The following is a 16,241-nucleotide window of genomic DNA, read 5'->3' on the forward strand; positions in this document are numbered from 1 at the left end:
GCCCTAGAGGGTCACGTCCTCCAGCATCTCGGTCACGAGCGCCGCCACGGGCGAGCGCTCGGACCGGGTCAGGGTGACGTGCGAGAACAGCGGGTGGCCCTTGAGCTTCTCGACGACGGCGACGATGCCGTCGTAGCGGCCCACCCGCAGGTTGTCGCGCTGCGCGACGTCGTGCGTCAGGACGACCTTGGAGTTGGCCCCGATGCGCGAGAGCACCGTCAGCAGCACGTTGCGCTCGAGCGACTGCGCCTCGTCGACGATGACGAACGCGTCGTGCAGCGACCGGCCGCGGATGTGCGTCAGCGGCAGCACCTCGAGCATCTGGCGGTCGACGATCTCCTCCACGACGTGCGGTGAGGCCACGGCGCCGAGCGTGTCGAACACGGCCTGACCCCAGGGGCCCATCTTCTCGGACTCGCTGCCGGGCAGGTAGCCCAGCTCCTGGCCGCCGACGGCGTACATCGGGCGGAACACGATGACCTTCTGGTGCTGGCGGCGCTCCATGACGGCCTCGAGGCCGGCGCAGATCGCCAGCGCGGACTTGCCGGTGCCGGCGCGACCACCGAGGGAGACGATGCCGATCTCGGGGTCGAGCAGCAGGTCCAGTGCCACCCGCTGCTCGGCGGAGCGCCCGTGGATGCCGAACGCCTCGCGGTCGCCGCGGACCAGACGGACCTGCTTGTCGGCCGTCACCCGGCCCAGAGCGCTGCCCTTGTCGGAGAGCAGCACCAGGCCGGTGTGGCAGGGCAGCTCGCGGGCGGCCTCCAGTTCGACGGTGCCCTGCTCGTACAGGTCGTCCAGATCGGCGCTGTCGACGTCCAGCTCGGTCATGCCCGTCCAGCCGGTCTCGAGGGCCCACTCGGCCCGGTACTCCTCGGCGGTCAGCCCCACCGCCGACGCCTTGATGCGCATCGGCAGGTCCTTCGAGACCAGCACGACGTCGTTCCCCTCGTTCGCGAGGTTGCGGGCCACCGAGAGGATCCGGGTGTCGCTGTCGCCCTGACGGAAGCCCGAGGGCAGCGAGGACGGGTCGGTGTGGTTCAGCTCGACCCGCAGACTGCCGCCTTCGACCCCGATCGGCATGGGGACGTCGATCGTGCCGTGCTGGACCCGCAGGTCGTCGAGGAAGCGCAGCGCGTTGCGGGCGAAGTACCCGAGCTCGGGATGGTGGCGCTTGGCCTCCAGCTCCGTGATGACGACCACCGGCAGGACGACCTCGTGCTCGCCGAAGCGCTGCATCGCGGCCGGATCGGCCAGCAGGACGCTCGTGTCGAGGACGTAGGTGCGGCGGGGCGGGGTGTTGCTCTTCGTAGCAGCCACGGCTGTCTCCTCGAGAGCCACGCGCGCGCCCGGCGCCCAGCTCTCACTAGTGGAAGTGGGGCTGAGCCTCCCGGTCACCTGAGGGCTCGTGATGGAGCAAGGGCACACCCCGAAAGTACGACCGGAGCAGGCGGTGAATCGGACGCCGCGCCGCGTGTCGCCACGATTGTGCGAACGGGCGGAGAGGTCGATCAGGCGCCGAAGCGGCGCTCGCGCTCGGCGTAGGAGCGCATGGCACGCAGGAAGTCGACGCGCCGGAACGCGGGCCACAGCGCGTCGCAGAAGTAGAACTCCGAGTGGACGCTCTGCCAGAGCAGGAACCCGCTCAGTCGCTGCTCGCCCGACGTGCGGATCACGAGGTCGGGGTCGGGCTGGCCCTTGGTGTACAGGTGCTCGGCGATGTCGTCGACCTCGAGCGTCGACGCGACGTCCTCCAGACTCCGTCCGGAGCCGGCCTGCTCCATGAGCAGGGAGCGCATCGCGTCGGTCAGCTCCTGGCGACCTCCGTAGCCCACGCAGATGTTGACCGAGAGGCTCGACTCGGCGCCCACGGTGAGGTCGGCGGCGCGCTTCATCCGCGCCGCACTCTCGGCCGGGAGCATGTCGAGGTTGCCGATGAGGCGGATGCGGTAGCCGCCGGTGGCGAGGTCCTCGACGAGGCGCTCGATGACGACGAGCAGCGCGGCCAGCTCGTCGGCGGGGCGGCGCAGGTTGTCGGTCGACAGCAGCCACAGGGTGACGATCTCGACGCCGAGCTCGTCGCACCAGGCGAGGAACTCGGCGATCTTGTCCGCGCCGGCCTGGTACCCGTGGTCGACGCCGGCGCCCGCACCGCGGGCCCAGCGACGGTTTCCGTCGACGATGGCCCCGACGTGGCGCGGGAGGTGCTCGGGGTCGAGTCCCTTGGCGAGGCGACGCTCGTACACGCCGTAGAGGAGATCGCTGACCGGCATGGCGTCCAGAGTACGCGGCGGCCCCGCGCGATGGGACGACTGTCACGCACTCGTCCGGGTGGCTCCCGACGGCGTGAGGACTACCATGGGCACATGCCGTCCCCGAAGCCCGACACCACCGTCGACGAGGTGGGGGATCGCATTCGCGACACCGTCGAGGAGATGAAGCCTCGCCTTCGCGGATGGCTGCACGCGGCGACTGCACCGCTGGCGCTGATCTCCTTCCTGATCATGCTCGTCTTCGCCGACAGCCTCGCCGCTCGCGCCGGCGCGGCGGTCTTCATGCTCAGCGCACTGCTGCTGTTCGGCGTGAGCGCCGTCTACCACACCGTGCCGTGGCGCGAGCGCGCCAAGCAGGTCCTGCGGCGACTGGACCACTCGAACATCTTCATCATGATCGCCGGGTCCTACACGCCCTTCTCGCTGCTGCTGCTCAACGAGCGACAGACCATCACGCTGCTCTCGCTGGTGTGGGGCGGCGCGATCCTCGGCGTGCTGTTCAAGGTCTTCTGGCTGTCGGCACCGCGCTGGGTCTACGTGCCCCTCTACCTGGCCCTGGGCTGGGCGGCGCTGATCTACCTGCCCGACTTCATGGCGGCCGCGTCCACGACCGTGTTCGCGATGCTCGTACTGGGCGGGATCTTCTACACCGTGGGCGCCCTGGTCTACGCGTTCCAGTGGCCGGACCCGAACCCGAGGTGGTTCGGGTACCACGAGGTGTTCCACGCGCTGACGATCGCGGCGTTCATCGTCCACTACATCGGCGTCAGCTTCCTCGTGTACCAGTCCTGACCTGGTTCCCTGCGGCGAGCTCCGCGGGATCGGTGACGGGCAGCGCGCACACGAAGTCGCGGCACACGTAGGCGGTGGCATGCCCGCCGATCGCCTGCCGTCCTTCGAACAGCGGCACGGGCGAGCCCTCGCGCGTCGCGACCACGACGGCGCCCGGCGCCGTCAGGCCGAGCGCGGCCCGGTGCATCGGACCGGCGACCTCGCCGACGACGGCGATCTCGGCGGGCCCGTCGTGCAGCGCCTCAGCGGCGGCGAGGGTCCATCCCGCGAACCGCGGAGCTCCGGTGGCCAGCGCAGCGGCGCACTCGACACAGTCGACCGCGGCGGCTCGCACGTCATGGTCGCCGGTGACCGCGGCCAGGGCGAGCAACCCGTGCGCGAGAGCCGAGGAGCCTGACGGGTTGGCGTTGTCGGACACGTCGCGCGGTCGCACGACCAGTGCCTCGGTGTCGTCGGCCGTGTCGTACCAACCGCCGTCCTCGGCGCGGAAGTGCGCCAGCGCGCGGTCGGCCACGTGCCGCGCACGGTCCAGCCAGCGGGGATCATCGGTGGCGCCGAGCACGGCGATGAACGCCTCGATGACCGCACCATGGTCCTCCAGCACCGCCGCGTGCTCGGAGCGGACGCCGCCCAGGGACGTGCGGACGAACCCTGGCTCGATGTGCAGGTCCCACAGCAGCGTCGCTGCCTCGGCGGCCGCGTCGACGAGATCGGGGCGGTCCAGCAGGATGCCGCACTCGGCCAACGCGGTGACGGCGTAGCCGTTCCACGCGGCCACGACCTTGTCGTCGCGGGCCGGGCGGGTGCGCTCGGCCCGTACTTCGAGCAGTCGGGCGCGCACGCGCTCCCAGCGCTGCGGGTCGTCGGGGTCCTGCAGGAGCTGCAATGTCGAGAAGCCACGCTCGAAGGTGCCGCCTCCGGTGACCGAGAGCAGCTGCACGGCCCAGGCGGCGTCGCTCGTGCCCAGCGCCTTCATCAGCTGGTGCGGGTTCCACACGTAGTACGTGCCCTCGTGGCCGTCACTGTCGGCGTCCAGCGCCGAGGCGAAGCCGCCCTGCTCGGTGCGCAGCTCGGCCAGCATGAAGTCGGCGGTCTCGTGACAGATGCGCTCGGCCAGGGCGAGCCGCTCCTCGGAGCCGCCCCGCGCCCGCAGTGCACGGGCCCAGTGCAGGTACGCGCGCAGCAGCAGGGCGTTGTCGTAGAGCATCTTCTCGAAGTGGGGCACCCGCCAGAAGCGGTCGACGCTGTATCGCGCGAAGCCGCCGCTCAGCTGGTCGTACATGCCGCCACGCGCCATCGCCTCGAAGGTGCGGCAGACGATCGACCAGACTTCCTCGTTCCCCGTCCGCGCATGCTGGCGCAGCAGGAACTCGAGCACCATCGACGGCGGGAACTTCGGAGCGTCACCGAAACCACCGGCCTCCGGGTCGCCCTGCTTCACGAGCGTGGCGGCCGCGCGATCGAGGTCCTCGGACGTGAGCGGCTCGCCGCCGAAGTCGTCGGCCTCGGAGAGGAAGTCGAGCACCTGCCCGGCGGACGAGAGGACCTCCTCGCGCCGGTTCTCCCACGCATCGGCCAGCGCCTGCAGGACCTGGCTGAACGCCGGGTGCCCGCCCCGCGGCTCGGGCGGGAAGTATGTGCCGGCGAAAAACGGCTCCCCCGTCGGCGTCAGGACGCACGTCATCGGCCACCCGCCCTGGCCCGTCATCGCCTGGGTGGCCCGCATGTAGACGGCATCGATGTCGGGGCGTTCCTCGCGATCGACCTTGATGTTGACGAAGTGCTCGTTCATGTAGGCCGCCGTCGCCGGGTCCTCGAACGACTCGTGCGCCATCACGTGGCACCAGTGGCACGCCGCGTATCCGACGCTCAGCAGGATCGGCAGGTCGCGCCGCTGTGCCTCCGCGAGAGCTTCCGGACTCCACTCCCACCAGTCGACCGGGTTATCAGCGTGCTGACGCAAGTACGGCGACTGGGACCGGGCGAGACGATTGGCCATTCGTTCACGCTACCGGGGGCGCCGAACGAGCACCTCGCGGAGCGAGCGGAGCGACCTGCCAACTCGGCTCTTGGCCTGCTCCATCCGAGACGGGCCCCAAAAGGACGCTTCGGCGCCCCGCGCCCAGCGAGCAGAATGCCCCTTCCGCGAGCCTCGGAGGTCGCTGCCCGATGCATCGGCGACAAGCTCACCACCGTCCTCAGCCACTACGTCCGGGCAGGCGAGGACGACCTCCGCGACTCGGTGAGAAGTCGGCCGCGAGATAACTCCTTGCGAACAATCGTCTCGTACCCCGACTGCAACCGACCTGCTTCCTTCGTACTGCCTAAGCGATCTCAGCGTCATGGACGAGACCCGCCTACCATCTCAACGACACCGTCCGACGTGGACCCAGGCGGTCCAACCGTTGCCGCTTCCTCACTCGCTGCACTTGGCACGACAGAACGGTGACCGCATGACCCTCGAACAGATCCGTCCCGTTGCGGCGCTCTGGCGAGTCGGCGATGACCCTCAGGCTCGCGGCAACGTCTTGCCCCAAGTCTCGAGCAACGGCTCCATATGTAGGACGAAAGCGTCCAGCGCCTGCCGACCTGTGACAACAACGTCGTCGAGCGTGTCCTGCCCTTGGGAGTAAGGCGGGAGCAACTCGCCCCCGAAATCCACAGCCTGACCTGACGCAAGAATATCCGCGGCCGGCAGTTCACCGAAGGCGATCCCGGTGACTCCGGCTGATTCTCCTCGCCACCTGTGGTATTGGGTGTTCCGTAGGTCCAGTAGGTCGATGATCGCCTGCTCGCCCGCGAGCAAGCCAAGTTTGGCGGCAAACTCCTGCACAGGGACGGACCGCGCAGATGCACCCGTGATGACAGAGTCGACCAGCTTTTGGGTCCATGACACCCACGACCTCCTCGAAAGCGATCCTGGGGCAAAGTCGGTCCTGCTCATTCCGAGCTTCCTGAGATCGTCGGTACTGATGTCAGAATCAAACTCCAGTGTTCTCACGCCAAGGTTCGCCAAACCGTGAAGCGCGATCACGATTGCGTTCGATTGGCCTTCAGCAAAGAATCGCAGCGAACGCGCATAGTGGGCGGCGACCGAGGGCTTGTGCTTGAAGTCGGCGTCCGGTAGCCGGTCGATCGCCGCCTTCACGATCGTCTTCTCAACCTCTAGTTCGATCGCAAGTAGTACTTGCTCGCCCACGACGCCGACGATCGCGTGGGTCTCAAGGACCCACCGAGCTCCCGGCCGACCAGTGAGCGTCCCGGCCATATCGTTCCATTTGGCATGACTCCGTTGCCGTTGCCAATCGAACGCCTGAGCCTTCGCGTAGCTCAATCCAAGATCGTCGACCTTCGGAAGCGGCCCCGCAGCATCGACGGCGACCCGGGCTCCCAGAACACTTGCCGGCGTTTGAGACGTCAGTGGATCAGTCATGGCGCGCTGGCGTTCTCGTCGACGCGTTCGCACCCTCAGGGCGAGACCTGTCAGGCACGACTTCAACTCTCTTCGAATCCGGACTGGTCAAACTTGAGCGTTCGGGCGTTCTCGGAGACGGTCCGGACGCGGCTCTCGTTGAACCCGTCGGAGTCAGTCGCCTCAATCTCGATCCGAACCGTCACGCTGGTGTTTTCGCCCGATCGAAGGTGCGCGAGCACCTCGTCGGCAACGTTCTTGAAGTCAAGTGCGATCTTGTCGGAGTTGAGAGTCTTGACCCCGTAAAAGCGAGTCGGCCAGACCATGTCGGCCTTCGTAGGCGCCGACGAGTCAGAGCCCGGCTGGGTCGTGGCGGGCGGGAGCTCACCGTGCCCGGCTTCGGGCGTATGAACAGGTCCCGGCTCATCCGAACGCTGCTTCTGCGCTAAATCGGGGCGCACCAACAACAGCGAATCGGTCGCGACCGGAGCACTCTCCTTGTCATCCGGAGTCCACAAGCCGATATAACGACCAGCATCCGCGTCATAGGCAGCGGCGAGAGCGAAGGCGTCCGTCTGCCAGATCATCGGCAGGTCGAGGATGCCTGCATCCAGGACAGACCGGTCGCGCAGACGCGGCATGTAGGGGTACTCCGCGTAAAGACGCCACAACGCGCCAACCGATACGTGACCGTCTTTCCAGATCTGCGGGATCTTCCCAATCGCGAGACGGATCGTCGCTGCGGCCTGACGCGTTGAAAGGTCACCGTCGTTGCCGAGACGCCGCGAGACGCGGTCAGCCAGGGCGTCGGACTGCCCCTCAACCTTCGTCTCCTTGATCAGGAATGGCGCTCCCGGGTCAGGCTGAGCCGGGACCAACGCCCACGTGAAACTCTGCAGCAACCGCGCGGTGACGGTCTGATCGGCCTGCGTTGCCCGCTGAGATGCCTGGTTCTTCTGATTTTGGGTGAGGTCGAGGTCTGCCTGGTCTGAAAGGACATGCTTCCACCCGAGGTAATCGCGTGTGGCGTTGTCGAGTTCTTCCAGTCGAGTCTCGTCGGCGGCCAAGTACACAAGCATATTGCGGTAAGTCCTGTTCGAACTGCCCCTGTGCTCAGTCGCCTTCTGCGCGAATTCCTTCGCCGCGGAGTCCGTGCCGCGTTTGTGCGCGACCTTCGGATGCAGAATGACGAGGCGCGCCTCGTCGGTGTCGGGAATGTCGGCATTTGACTCAGGACAGACGTGGACGCCTGCGAAATCGCCGCGCTTGCGACCTTGATCCTGGAGCCGCCGGACGATCTCGGCCCAGACGTCTTCCCTGTGAAGCCGCTCGGCCTGGTCCTTCGCCGTCCGGGTGATGTTGGGCTGCACGTCATACCAGTACTTGCCCGACCCCGAGTAGAAGTACGTCGCGCGGTCCCCGAGTTGCGTGAGCGCAGAGTGGAAGTTGCCCGGTACATCCCCCGGAATCGCGGTTCCGAGGAACACCCGCTGGGTCGCGATGCCCTTATGTACAGAACCGGGTGCGACGGTGGGCGCCGCACCAAAGAAAACCGTGCGGGCGAGTCGCCTAGTCAGCGCCCGCTGACCGAACAACGGTTTCTCCTTGTCGATACGAGCTGGTTCAGAGTTTGAGCCATCAACGTCGGCGTCGATGATCGGCTTCCACTGGTCCTGGAGGTATTGGGTGAGCTCAGAGTTCACGTTTGACGTCGCCAACGGGATCGACCCGGGCATGATCAGAGGCGACGCGTCCTCACCGGTCCAGAGCGCGTGGATCACAGTGCTCATCAGTCGGAGCACACCGCGAGTGCGTTGGAACCGCTCGAGCGAGGACCACTCTTCGTAGAGGGTGTCGAAAAGCTCTGGATGAATGGGATACGTAGCCTTGATGCGATCTTCGTAGGCCGAATCTCGCGCTTCCCGGGGGAAGTCGGCGGAGTACTTGCGGTACATCTCAACGTACGAGCGGGCGGTCGCACCGATGGCCGCGAGGGAGGCGGCGTCAGGTTCCTTGAAGAGTCGCTGCTTGACGATGTGGTAGGCCTCGTCAGAGGAAGCGGGGCGCCACTGGTCGGCAACGCGCCGTACGACGTTCTGGAGTCGCCTGAGCGCTTCGAGTCCGTTCTGGCCACCGACTTCCTCGGCATTGCCAACGGCGAGCTTGTCGTTCGCGTCACCTGTCTCCGAGGCCGGAATCGAAATGGCGAGCAGGACTCCCTTGGTGCCCTTCACAGCCTCAGTGAGCGACTGGGCGAAGGTGAACTGGTCGTCGAAGGTGCCGCCGGCCAGATCGTCGCGACCGACGAGAGAGCGAGCGTAGGCGACCCACTCGTCGATAAGGATCACCGCGGGCGCGTAACTTGCGAGCAGCTCATGGAGGGAGTCACCTGGGTGAGTCCGGTCTCGGTCGGCCTTGGCCACCACAGAGTAAGCCTCGGGACCACCGAGTTGCCACGCCAGCTCGCCCCAGATGGTGTTGACCTGGGTGCCGTCGTCCTTCGTCTCGCCTGAGGGACTGAAGTGGTTGCCGACGATGGCGACCCGATTAACCTTGGTCGCCGCGTAGCCGCTGGCGGTCAGCAGTTCTTGGGTCTCCTGCGGGAAGTTGCCGACGGGTAGACCCGCGGCGACGTGCCACAACGACAGCATCGAGTGCGTCTTGCCACCACCGAAGTTGGTCTGGAGGTTGATGACAGGCGAAGCGTTGTCGTCGCCCGCCAGCCGACGGACAGCTCGTCCGATGAGATCGCGCAGGCCCTCGGTCAGGTAGGTGCGGCGGAAGAACTCGACCGGGTCTGCGTAATCGGCATCCACCTCACCACCCGTCGCGACCTTGTAGAGGTCGGCCGCGAACTCAGAGGCGTGGAAGTTGCCGGTGGCGACGTCGTCGTGGGGTGGAAGCACGTCGCGCCATGGGCGCAGACCAGCAGCTTCGGGGTTGTCGACAGCAGCCTTGAGGACCTTCTTGTCGTCCTTGTTCGCGGTCACACGTCGGAGGTTTAACCGGATGCCACGGACTTCGTCAGCTTCCTTACCGGCCCCGATCAGCTTGAGAAGTCGTTCGCCAGTGTCGAGCGCGCGGTACGCATCGTCATCTGTAAAGGTACCGTTGTGCGCCCACTCGTTTCGCACTTCGCGGAGCTCGCTGGCAAAGGTCTCCCCCGTGCGACCGATGGCCTGATTGAAGGGATACCACCCCGGCTTGAAGCCTGCGGTGATGTTCCCTTCAGTCAGAATCCTAAACTGCACCTGCGGGTCGAGCGCGTCATACGTCTTCGTCGACGACGCTCCGTTCTTGCTGTCCTTCGCCTGAACGAGCTTCGTCCAGACGGCACCGAGCGAGGGGTCCCCCTGACCAACGACGGTCGCGATGAAGTCATCGAGTGCCGGCGCCAACACCTGGAACATGCGGTCGATGCGATCGCGGTTACTCAGTGCCATGTCAGTTGTCTTCCTCGCCGAAGGAGAACGCTTCTTGTTCTACCGTTGTCTTCGTAGCAGTCCGCGCGACTTCAAGAATTTCGGGCCAACTGGTTACCAAAGCATTGAAACTGAGTGCATCCTTCGTCCAGCCGTTACCCTCGGCGATGCGGAATAACAAGTGCGCGAGTTCCTTCGCCAGGTCTGCATCAACGGCCCCGTCCTGCCGAGCCAACGCTGCTTGGAGAAAAGCGCCGGCTGCTTCAATGCCGTCGCGCTCTAAGACCTTAATCAGATGATGTAGCGCTTCCCAGTTGCTGGTGTGCAGATCCTCGAGCACGTCATATCCCCACGCAAGGTCCGCTGGTCTCGTGAGCCGTACGGAACCGGCGCGACTCGTGAGGATCCCGTCGCGGTCCATTGCTTCCACACTCGTGTTACGCGCGCGTGCCAAGCTATCTGCGTCCCCGAATCTTCCGGGGCCATAGCCGAACTGCCGGTACCAAGCGATAGCGAAGCGCGACGTGGGGTCGAAATCGCCCTCCTGCTCGTTGAGCACTTGATCCAGAATCTCGTTAATTCGCGACAGCGCAGATCGAACAGTCATCCAGGATCCGTCCGCCTCGAGGACGGCACTGTACCGGCTGAATACGGCCATGCCGGGCCCAATTGCTGCCTGCGGCAGGTCTACCGGAGCGATCCGGCCCTGCTGCAGCTTTCGAAGTGCATCAGGCAATTCTGCAGAAAGCGCCGCGATGAACCCTCGACGATCAGTTGTGGGCGCGTCGATCGGACGGGGCCGAAGCGAGAGAACAATCGAAGACGCAAGTGCGTTCGCCCCGGACGCCACCATTCGATTACTAAGTTCCGAGCGATTCGGCCAAGTGGCGGTGATTTCCCAACCCGCGCCGATCATGCCATCCAAAAGCGTCTCCCACCCCGTGGACGCGTCACCCATTTCGTCCGAGTCGCTCTGCTTGAACGCGTACCAAACCGTGATGGGATACTCGTCAGAAGCGCTTTGGCGGGCATGTGTAAAGACCGATCTGAAACCCGACTCGAAGAAATCTCTGGCACCTTTGCGCCCATCGTGTCGGTGTGGGTTCGCTACAAGTTCCTCGTCCTTGGGGACGAGCACTGTGGATAGAAGGTCGCCATAAATCGGCCTAAGAGCTCGACGCAGCCAAACATAGAAGAAGTCCGACAGATCCGAGTAACCGATGTTGTCGTAGTACGGCGGGTCCGTTGCAATGACGAGCCCGTCATATCCGCGGGTTGCTGCGTCGGCTTGTTCAACGTAGCCACTACCAGCCGGGACTAGCTTTTCTAGGGCTTTGCTGACCCAGACCCACTGATCCCGCATATTCCCGGACGACTCCGAGAGGGGGTTTGCCTCGCAGTAGTCCCATATCATCGGGATTGCCTGACGAGAGAAGAGGTGACCCACCCCTTCGTTCTTGACGTCGGATCGCCAAGCGCAAAGGGCATTGTGATAGTCAGCCGCTTTGGAGACACCGAAGCTCAGCAGAGTCGCAACGGCATCGGCGTATTCAGGATCTCCGGAGTCCTCAAGCACACGCTTTCGGGCCTCGGGCACGAGATCACAAAACACACCCAGCGAAGTCAGCTGCCGCGACGTGTAGAGGTCCGCCCATTGCGTCATCCCATATAACTGAACCCGGAAACCCGGCGCCCCAGCGGGCAGGCTGGACGTCGGCACGTCGTCAGGCCGGCCAACCTTCGCGGCTAGGATGTCCGCCTGGCGAGGGGGCAAATAGATGCGCTGACGGTTCCCCTCGGCCACTACGGCCATCATCTGGCTTCGTAGTCGACCGCTCTGCCCTTCCGAACGAATATAGGCGAGTTCGACAGCGCCATGACAGGCAAGGCACTTTGCACCCAACCGGCCGACAGTGCCGTCATTCTGCGGAGTCGGAGCCCCGGCCTTATCCCTCCCGATCGCGAATTCGACCCGCTGCCCGGACGGGTGACTCGGGTCTTTCACGACAGATGGAACTACGAACGCCTCTTTGCCCTTTTTCTTGCCCAGCCACCAGCTGCGCACGAGGGGCATGTCGATCGCGCACGCCGGGTTCGGGCAGGTAACCGACCGCGCCCAGATCCAAGCGATGACCGTTGCAGATCCACCATCGGCCAACACAGCTCGCGGGTAGAGATCACCCAGTGACTTCTGCGCTTCGTCGCGCATCCACTGTCCGTACGCCCTTACGTCAGCGGCGAGACCCTCGACATCCTCCCACGTGCGAATTTGGGAGTCCGCCAGACCTGGGAATGCGGGCTTGCGACCTCGAAATTTCGGCGGGAACTCGATGAGCGCCTTATTTATCAAGACAGCGACGGGGTTCAGATCGGATGCGTGCGCTTCGAGGCCCAACCGCTCGGCTTCTAATGGAATGGTTCCCCCTCCCGCGAACGGATCCACGATCGCAGGAGGATTTCCACCCGTCGACCGAAGAATCTCGGTTCGCGCTTCCGCGAGCACTCGATGATTCTTGACGTTCTCCCACAAAACGAGACGTTCGATCAGTTCGTGCAATCGTTCACGTTCTTTTCGTTGTAGCTCTTCCGTGGGAAACTCGTCAGGTCGGGAGGAAGGGTCGTCAACGAGTTGCGCAAAGAGCACGGCTCGGGCAGCGGCGAGTGGTCGTCTTGCCCACCAAAGGTGGAGCGTGGACGGATGGCCGTGGCGAATTGACTTCTCGCGAGCGGACTCCCTGTTTATCGCCTCTAGCGGCAGAGCCACCTCGATCAGTTTGCGCTTGTGCACTAGTTCCTTGACCCTCCATGCCCGAGTTGACGGGCGAACCGCGCCGCTGCTGCGGCGAGTGATGTGTACATGAATCTACCTGCGGGCCGCTTCGCATTGGGTGGAACCCGAGCGATCCGTGGGGCGAGCGAGCCTCAGAAGGGCGCCGCGCCCTTAGTCCACGTCTTGGCCCAGTCGCCCCGGATGCCCGTGGCCTCGAAGTCACCCAGGTCAGTCGTTGAGAAGGGGTCGCCTAGGTAGCGGACCTCGTCGAACTTCGGACCCCGTGGATCGACCTTGACGAGCGCGAGGCGGTAGCGCGGCACGGCGTTCTTGCCAGTCATGACCTCGTTGTGCGTGACGAGGAAATCCGTGGCTCCCTCGATGCGCGCCTTGACCTCGATCCGGAACGTGTCGCCGTTCGCATCGGTCGAGAGGATGTCGAAGCCAGGATTGTTGAACACTTGCTCGACAGGCTTGCGACCGAGTTCGCGCTCACGCGCCAGGACGAGGTCGACTCCACGGCGCTCAACTTCCTTGGTCTCCTTGGCGTGCATGGGCGCGGTGGCTGGGATCGCGTCATCAAGCATCCCGACAGGGAGGACCAAGGCGGCCGTCACGATACGCGGCGGCTTGGTCGACATGAGCTGCTGCTGGTCGAGCAGAGTAAGACGCTTCCGAAGGCGAACGTCGAGCTCGACGGCCTTCCTGTTGAGGCTGTCGGAGGACTCCTTGGGCTTCTCGCCCTTCCGCTCCTTCTCCGACGCGACGGCAGCGTCCAACAGCAGGCGCTCGCTCTCAGAGCTGAGCCGCTTGGTCACCAGGTCGCGGGCCTTCTCCAGCTCCGAGAGGCGTCGCGGTTGGACCTCCTCGAGATATTCCGGAAGCTGGTTCGCGATGATCCAGCTCATCGCCTTGTCTTCGGCGTCGCCGAGCCAGACCAAGCTGCGTGCGGCGTCGACCGCGGGACTCGCAGGCGCGGCCACGCAGTCGAGGTACGGCGCCGGACCGGCCGGCCGGACTGTGCCGAACTGGTCGACGTAGGCGTAGCCAAACCGACGGGAGACGGAGTCGCCGGTGGCGTCGGCTACCTCTTCAACGACTCCGACGAGAAGCTGGGGCTCCTCCAGGGTCGACGAGACGAGGACTGTGCCCTGGTTCAGCGCGCCGCCAAAGTTCCGGATCACCTCGCCCATCACCGCGTCGTGGAGCGGGTGACCCGGCGCGAGAAGGTCCGCTCGGCTCAGGTCTCCGGGCTGAACGCGGGCGAGGTCAAAGGTGACCCGGTCGTACTTGGTAGCGATCGGTCCGGGACCGGCGGAGCGAATGTGCTGCGGCACATTCGCGATCTCGTAGCGACCCTGCTCACGCTTGACGATGCGACCGCCCAGCTTGGTGAACGCGGACTTGAAGGCGAGTTCGATGTAGTACGGCTGAAGGCGTCGGGCTTGTGCTTCATCCATCGCGGCACGCAACGCGTGAAGGTCGGCGTCGGCGAGATGCTCGGTGGAGAGGGCACGCTCATCAAGGAGATCCTTGAGCCCGTCCCCGACGGAGGCGTCTATGACCTCATGCATCTTTGCCCTCACGTCTGGGCGTTCGCCGTACTGGATCGCGTCGAGGAGAAGGTTGCGCAGGGGTGTGTCGTTGAAGGCCTCGCCGAGGACGTCGAAGACCTTGCCGCCGTAGGTCTCGCGCATCTGGTCGAGTTTCTCCAACAGACGGGTGAAGACCTCACCCTCGCGAGTGTTGGCGGCGACGAGGTTCCAAAGGCGGCAAACCTCCTCCTGCCCGATGCGGTGGACGCGGCCAAATCGTTGCTCGATGCGGTTGGGGTTCCAAGGCAGGTCGTAGTTGACCATCAGGTGAGCCGCCTGGAGGTTGAGACCTTCCCCCGCCGCGTCAGTCGCCAGAAGGATCTGGCAGTCGCGGTTCTTGGTGAACTCCTCGGTGATTTGACGACGCTCGGCGCGGCGCACACCACCGTGGATCGCGCGGACAGCATCGGGCTTTCCGATGAGTGAGCCGATCTTGCTCTGGAGGTAGTCCAGCGTGTCGCGGTGCTCGGTGAAAATGATGAACTTCCGCGGCCAGCCGTTCCTGTCCGTGACCAGAGCGTTGTCCTGAAGGATCTTCGAAAGCTCAGTCCACTTGCGGTCGGTACCGGCTTCACGGACGCGCCTGGCGGTCTTGACCAGCTCGGCCAGTTCGAGGAGTTCAGTGTTGAGCTCCTCGACTGTTTGGGCGGCAGTGGCCGCATCCATCACGTCTTCCTCGAGTTGCTCCAGCTCCTCGGCGTTGAACTCGTCCTCATCGATGTCACCGATGTCAAAGGTGGGCTCGGTCTCGCGGTAGGTGCCGTTCTGGATCTCGAGCTTCTTACGCTCCAGGCGCTCCGAACGGCGCACGAGGCTCTTGTAGATCGCCTCGGGGCTGGAGGCGAGCCGCCGTTGGAGCACAGTGAGAGCGAAGCCGACGGTGTTCTTGCGCTTGCCACCGATGCGGTCGGCGCGGTTCATCCCTTCGCGGACGTAGTGGGTGACGTCCTCGTAGAGGTCATACTCGATCGCCGTGAGCTCGTACGGGACGGTCTCGGCGATGCGCTCGGGGAAGAGTTTCTTCCCCTCGAAGGTCAGGAGGTCTTCCTTCACCATCCGGCGCATCACGCCACTCACGTCAACGCTCTTCGTCCGCTTGCCCTCGAACCGGTCACGATCGAGCAGGGTCAGGAAGGCTTGGAAGTCGTCCTCCTTGCCCGAGTGCGGGGTCGCGGTCATCAGCAGCAGGTGACGGGTGATCTCGCCGAGCATCTCGCCCAGGAGGAACCTCTTGGTCTTGTTGAGCTTGCCGCCGAAGTAGTGCGCGCCCATCCGGTGCGCTTCGTCGACGATGATCAGGTCCCACTCTGTCTCCTTGAGCTGCGCCTGAAGCTGCTCGTTGCGGGAGAGCTGGTCCATCCGCGCGATCAGCAACGGGTTGGTCTCGAAGACGTTGAAGTTCGCCTGGGCATCGATGAGTTGATTGGTCAGCAGGTCGAACCGGAGACCGAATTTGAAGAAGAGCTCGTCTTGCCACTGCTCGACGAGACCACCTGGGGCGATGATCAGGCACTGCTTCACGTCATCACGAAGCAGCAACTCCTTGATGTACAGCCCCGCCATGATCGTCTTGCCGGCGCCAGGGTCGTCCGCGAGCAGGAACCGGAGCGGCGTGCGCGGCAACAGCTCGCCGTAGACGGCGCGGATCTGGTGTGGGAGAGGCTGCACGTCGCTGGTGGCGACAGCCAACATCGGGTCGAAGAGACCGGCGAGCGAAATTCTCTGAGCCTCGGCGACCAACTTGAAGTCGCTCGCCTTTGCATCAAACGCTCGGCTGCCGCTCTGGGCGACACTCAGCGCGTCCTGATCCTTGCGGAACACGACCTGCTGACCGAGCGCACCCGCGCCGTTCTTGTAGGTCAACTCGACGGCGTCCGCTCCATGCCACTGCGCAAAAACGACGGTGATGACATCGGACGGGATCAGGCCCTCAACCCGCAACCCGGGCTTCAGCTCTTCTAGCTGCACGTCTTGACC

Annotated in this window: 8 protein-coding genes; 1 reads left to right on the forward strand and 7 read right to left on the reverse strand. The window is 64.8% G+C overall.

Annotation, left to right across the window (positions count from 1 at the left end; genetic code table 11):
* Positions 1–3: 3 nt before the first annotated feature.
* Positions 4–1,320, reverse strand: coding sequence for a PhoH family protein (locus GL325_RS06375; RefSeq protein WP_255955676.1), 1,317 nt, complete (start codon positions 1,318–1,320; stop codon positions 4–6).
* 191 nt (positions 1,321–1,511) lie between these two features.
* On the reverse strand, positions 1,512–2,273 hold the full coding sequence (locus GL325_RS06380) for an isoprenyl transferase (RefSeq protein ID WP_154595662.1): 762 nt from the start codon (positions 2,271–2,273) through the stop codon (positions 1,512–1,514).
* Between the two features lie 93 nt (positions 2,274–2,366).
* On the opposite strand from GL325_RS06380, the gene GL325_RS06385 reads away from it, so the two are divergent.
* The gene (locus tag GL325_RS06385; RefSeq protein WP_154595663.1) at positions 2,367–3,065 is read left to right on the forward strand and encodes a hemolysin III family protein; all 699 of its coding nucleotides are present in this window, start codon (positions 2,367–2,369) and stop codon (positions 3,063–3,065) included.
* On the opposite strand, the gene GL325_RS06390 is transcribed toward GL325_RS06385, so the two are convergent.
* The 5 genes from GL325_RS06390 to GL325_RS06410 all read right to left on the reverse strand — a co-directional run bounded on the left by GL325_RS06390 (position 3,040) and on the right by GL325_RS06410 (position 16,232).
* Positions 3,040–5,064, reverse strand: coding sequence for a thioredoxin domain-containing protein (locus GL325_RS06390; protein WP_187768937.1), 2,025 nt, complete (start codon positions 5,062–5,064; stop codon positions 3,040–3,042). The two genes, GL325_RS06385 and GL325_RS06390, sit on opposite strands and share 26 nt — an antisense overlap.
* A gap of 510 nt (positions 5,065–5,574) precedes the next feature.
* On the reverse strand, positions 5,575–6,498 hold the full coding sequence (locus GL325_RS06395; RefSeq protein WP_187768938.1) for a hypothetical protein: 924 nt from the start codon (positions 6,496–6,498) through the stop codon (positions 5,575–5,577).
* Between the two features lie 62 nt (positions 6,499–6,560).
* Positions 6,561–9,920: a DUF499 domain-containing protein gene (locus tag GL325_RS06400; protein WP_187768939.1), complete on the reverse strand. Its 3,360-nt coding sequence runs from the start codon at positions 9,918–9,920 to the stop codon at positions 6,561–6,563.
* Between the two features lies 1 nt (position 9,921).
* On the reverse strand, positions 9,922–12,687 hold the full coding sequence (locus GL325_RS06405) for a DUF1156 domain-containing protein (RefSeq protein WP_187768940.1): 2,766 nt from the start codon (positions 12,685–12,687) through the stop codon (positions 9,922–9,924).
* 134 nt (positions 12,688–12,821) lie between these two features.
* On the reverse strand, positions 12,822–16,232 hold the full coding sequence (locus GL325_RS06410; protein ID WP_187768941.1) for a helicase-related protein: 3,411 nt from the start codon (positions 16,230–16,232) through the stop codon (positions 12,822–12,824).
* Positions 16,233–16,241: the final 9 nt, after the last annotated feature.

Source organism: Aeromicrobium sp. 636, assembly GCF_024433585.1.
Taxonomy (GTDB): domain Bacteria; phylum Actinomycetota; class Actinomycetes; order Propionibacteriales; family Nocardioidaceae; genus Aeromicrobium; species Aeromicrobium senzhongii.

What these genes read in the sequence shown, in the direction of transcription:
- GL325_RS06380 (WP_154595662.1), bottom strand. Translation starts at nt 2,273, where the DNA reads ATGCCGGTCAGCGATCTCCTCTACGGCGTGTACGAGCGTCGCCTCGCC.
- GL325_RS06385 (WP_154595663.1), top strand. Translation starts at nt 2,367, where the DNA reads ATGCCGTCCCCGAAGCCCGACACCACCGTCGACGAGGTGGGGGATCGC.
- GL325_RS06390 (WP_187768937.1), bottom strand. Translation starts at nt 5,064, where the DNA reads ATGGCCAATCGTCTCGCCCGGTCCCAGTCGCCGTACTTGCGTCAGCAC.
- GL325_RS06395 (WP_187768938.1), bottom strand. Translation starts at nt 6,498, where the DNA reads ATGACTGATCCACTGACGTCTCAAACGCCGGCAAGTGTTCTGGGAGCC.
- GL325_RS06400 (WP_187768939.1), bottom strand. Translation starts at nt 9,920, where the DNA reads ATGGCACTGAGTAACCGCGATCGCATCGACCGCATGTTCCAGGTGTTG.